The organism is Streptomyces sp. 13-12-16, assembly GCF_002114215.1.
Lineage (GTDB): Bacteria > Actinomycetota > Actinomycetes > Streptomycetales > Streptomycetaceae > Streptomyces.
On sequence record NZ_NCTE01000551.1, the window covers coordinates 1 to 3,474 of the forward strand.

At 72.5% G+C, this 3,474-nt stretch carries 3 protein-coding genes and 2 pseudogenes; 4 read left to right on the forward strand and 1 reads right to left on the reverse strand.

Annotated features, from left to right (window positions below; translation table 11 throughout):
* Window positions 1-387, forward strand: a pseudogene (locus B7767_RS22385) (1-aminocyclopropane-1-carboxylate deaminase); the annotation flags it as partial.
* Between the two features lie 286 nt (window positions 388-673).
* Here the strand turns inward: B7767_RS22385 and B7767_RS22390 are convergent.
* Complete coding sequence (locus tag B7767_RS22390; protein ID WP_085573773.1) at window positions 674-2,266, reverse strand: Na+/H+ antiporter; 1,593 nt, start codon at window positions 2,264-2,266, stop codon at window positions 674-676.
* Between the two features lie 60 nt (window positions 2,267-2,326).
* Here B7767_RS22390 and B7767_RS22395 point away from each other — a divergent pair, with 60 nt between their 5' ends.
* The 3 genes and pseudogenes from B7767_RS22395 to B7767_RS48225 form a co-directional block, all read left to right on the forward strand.
* Window positions 2,327-2,587: a UBP-type zinc finger domain-containing protein gene (locus B7767_RS22395; protein ID WP_030860259.1), complete on the forward strand. Its 261-nt coding sequence runs from the start codon at window positions 2,327-2,329 to the stop codon at window positions 2,585-2,587.
* 258 nt (window positions 2,588-2,845) lie between these two features.
* The gene (locus tag B7767_RS22400; protein ID WP_004925829.1) at window positions 2,846-3,259 is read left to right on the forward strand and encodes an anti-sigma regulatory factor; all 414 of its coding nucleotides are present in this window, start codon (window positions 2,846-2,848) and stop codon (window positions 3,257-3,259) included.
* Between the two features lie 17 nt (window positions 3,260-3,276).
* Window positions 3,277-3,474 (forward strand): annotated as a pseudogene (locus B7767_RS48225) (RNA polymerase subunit sigma-70); the annotation flags it as partial.

A 3,474-nucleotide genomic window follows, 5' to 3' on the forward strand; every position in this document is an offset into this window, starting at 1 on the left:
CGGGCGGACGTGGCGGCGGTGGCCTGCGGCACCGGCGGCACGCTGGCCGGGCTGGCCGCCGGGCTCGGCGGCGGGACGCGCGCGCTGGGCATACCCGTGCTCAAGGGCGGCTTCCTGGCCGATGACGTACGGGCCCTGCAGAGCGAGGCGTTCGGCGGCCCGCGCGGCGACTGGAGCCTCGACGACCGCTTCCACTTCGGCGGCTACGCCCGTGTTCCCGCGGAACTCGACGTGTTCGCCGAGGACTTCGAGCACCGCCACGGCATCCCGGTCGAACGTCTCTATGTCGCCAAGTTGCTCTATGCCCTTGTCGCCCTGGTCGAGGAGAACGCGTTCCCGCGCGGGAGCACGGTCGCCGCGGTGATCACCGGGCGGCCCTTCCCCTGAGGCCTGTCCGGCGGGTCGTGCCGCAGCCGCGGGGTCCGCACGCCCTCCCCCACTGTCCGAAAGGGCGTGGACGGTACCCCCCGGCGGCGTCGTCGCCGGTTGCCGGCTCCCCCCGCGCTCGGTCTCTCCCCCGCTCTCGCTTCCGCTTGAGCAGGAGGGCCTCCATCTCATCGGCTCCCTCCTCCGCCTCGCGGCCGGACACTCCCCCACGCTCGGCTGCGCTCGCCCGGGCTGCGAGGCGCCACCGGTCTCCTCCGGCCCGATCCGCCGGACAGGCCCCGGGCGGCTAGGTCGTCTCCCGGAACGCCGCCGCCTCCTCCAGGTCCAGTCGGCGCAGCAGCACGCGCAGCATCTCGTCGTCGATGTAGCGGCCGTCGCGCAGGCGGACGAACACCTCGCGCTCCGCGCTGATCATCTCCCGGGACAGCCGCCGGTAGGTGTCGTCCACCGACTCCCCGGTGACCGGGTTGACCTGCCCGAGCCGTTCCCAGACGGCGTTGCGGCGGCGCTCCAGGACGGTGCGCAGGCGTTCGGCGAGCGGTGCGGGCAGGGTGTTGCGCTCGTCGGCGAGGAGCTCGTCCAGGCGCTGCTCGGCGATCCGGGATGCCTGCGCCTGGGCGTTGGCCTCGGCCAGGGTCTCGGCCTGCACGTCGCGCCCGGGGAGCTTGAGCACCCGGATCAGCGGGGGCAGCGTCAGCCCCTGCACGACCAGGGTGCCGATGACGGTGGTGAAGGTCAGGAAGAGCAGCAGGTTGCGCTGCGGGAAGTCCTCGCCCTCGGTGGCGACCGGGATCGAGAAGGCGATGGCCAGCGAGACCACGCCCCGCATTCCGGCCCAGGCGATGACGAACGGCGCCTTCCAGCCGGGCCTCCCCTCGCGTTCCCTGATCTTCGCCGACAGCATCGGCGGCAGCCAGGTCGCCGGGTACACCCAGAGGAACCGGATCACGACGACCACCGCGAAGACGGCGACCGCGTACCAGGCGGCGTCGATGCCCTCGTACTCGCCGAGTCCCCTCAGGACGACGGGCAGTTGCAGTCCGATCAGCGCGAACACCGCGGACTCCAGGACGAACGCGACCATCTTCCACACCGCGTCCTCCTGGAGGCGGGTGGCGAAGTCGACCTCCCACGCGCGGTGCCCCAGGTAGAGGGCGACGACCACCACGGCGATGACGCCGGAGGCGTGCACCTGCTCGGCGGCGGCGTAGGCGACGAACGGGATCAGCAGGGAGAGCGTGTTCTGCAGCAGCGCCTCCTTCACGTGGGTGCGCAGCCAGTGCAGCGGTGCCATCAGCACCAGGCCGACCGCCAGCCCGCCGACCGCCGCGAGCAGGAACTCGCCGACTCCCCCGGCCCAGGTGGCGCCCTCGCCGACCGCGGCCGCCACGGCCACCCGGAACGCGGTGATCGCGGTGGCGTCGTTCAGCAGGGACTCGCCCTGGAGGATGGTGGTGATCCTCGACGGCAGACCCACCCGGCGTGCCACCGCCGTCGCCGCGACCGCGTCCGGCGGGGCCACCACGGCGCCGAACACCAGCGCCGCGGTCAGCGGCAGGCCCGGCACGATCAGGTACAGGACCCAGCCGACGGCGAACGTCGCGAACAGCACGTACCCCACCGACAGCAGCGCCACCGGCCGCAGTTGCGCCCGCAGGTCGAGGTAGGAGCTGTCGGTGGCCGCCGTGTGCAGCAGCGGGGGCAGGATGAGCGGCAGGACGATGTGCGGGTCGAGCGTGTACCCGGGCACGCCCGGGAGGCAGCTGACCGCCAGCCCGGCGGCGACCAGCAGCAGCGGTGGCGGCACCGGGGTGCGCCGGGCAGCCGCGGCGATCGCGGCGCTGCCCGCCACCAGCAACAGCAGCGGCATCACATCCATGTCCGGCCCACCCTCGTTTTTCCGCGCGGCTCCCCGCGCGGGCGTCGTAATCTGGCAATCATGAAACAGTGCACGCACGCCGACGCGCTGCCGCACCCGGAACCCGTCCCGCTCGGTGAGACGTGTCCGGAGTGCCTGCGTGACGGCACCGATCCGGTGCAGCTGCGCCTCTGCCTCACCTGCGGCCACGTCGGGTGCTGCGACTCCTCGCCGAACCGGCACGCCACGGAACACCACAAGGAAACCGGCCACCCCGTGATGCGGACCCATGAGCCCGGCGAGGACTGGCGCTGGTGCTTCGTGGACCACGTGCTGGTGTGACCCGGAGCGACCCCGGTGCCGGACGGTTCGACTGTCTGACGTCTGGGTACGTCAATGCGGCGCGCGCTCTTCCCATTTGGGAGCCGCAGACCCCTAGCCACGGAGCGTATTCATAGTTTTACTATGAGTGACAGCATACGGGTCGGGGTCCCGGGGACAGGACCGTCGAGAGCGCGATAGCGTCACCGCTGAACCACGTAGCGCGTTACCCGGGGGCGAACCAGGCCCTGAAACGCTTGTACCACCTTGGAGGTGAGGGTGTCCCAGATCGCAGGCGAGCCCGCGACCCAGGACTTCGTGGAAGTCCGGCTGCCGGCCGCGGGGGCCTACCTGTCGGTGCTGCGTACGGCCACGGCCGGCCTCGCGGCCCGTTTGGACTTCACCCTCGACGAGATCGAGGACCTGCGCATCGCGGTCGACGAGGCCTGCGCGATCCTGCTCCAGCAGGCCGTGCCGGGTTCGGTGCTCAGCTGTGTCTTCCGGCTCGTCGACGACTCGCTCGAGGTGACCGTCTCGGCGCCGACCACGGACGGTCACGCCCCTTCGCGGGACACCTTCGCCTGGACCGTCCTGTCCGCGCTCGCGGGCAAGGTCTCCTCCGCCGTGGACGAGGACAAGACCGTGTCGATCAGCCTCTACAAACAGCGCGGCGCGGGACCCGGGCCGGCGTGAGGAGCGAGGACGGGCCGGTGCGGGACGAAGAACGCGGCACACGGGAGCTGCCGGCCGAGCGCGTGCCGGACGGCATCGACGGCATCCCCGAGCAGGCCCGGCCGCATCCGGAGGACGACTCCACGGAGGCCGTCGCCCCGGACGGCGGGCAGTCCGGCGGTGCCGTGCGGGGCACGCCCGCGGCCGGGCCGGCCGGGGTCGCTCCGGGCCAGGGG

Bases quoted from the DNA above. Each gene is read 5' to 3' on its own strand.
- B7767_RS22390 (WP_085573773.1), bottom strand. From the start codon at position 2,266: ATGGATGTGATGCCGCTGCTGTTGCTGGTGGCGGGCAGCGCCGCGATC.
- B7767_RS22395 (WP_030860259.1), top strand. From the start codon at position 2,327: ATGAAACAGTGCACGCACGCCGACGCGCTGCCGCACCCGGAACCCGTC.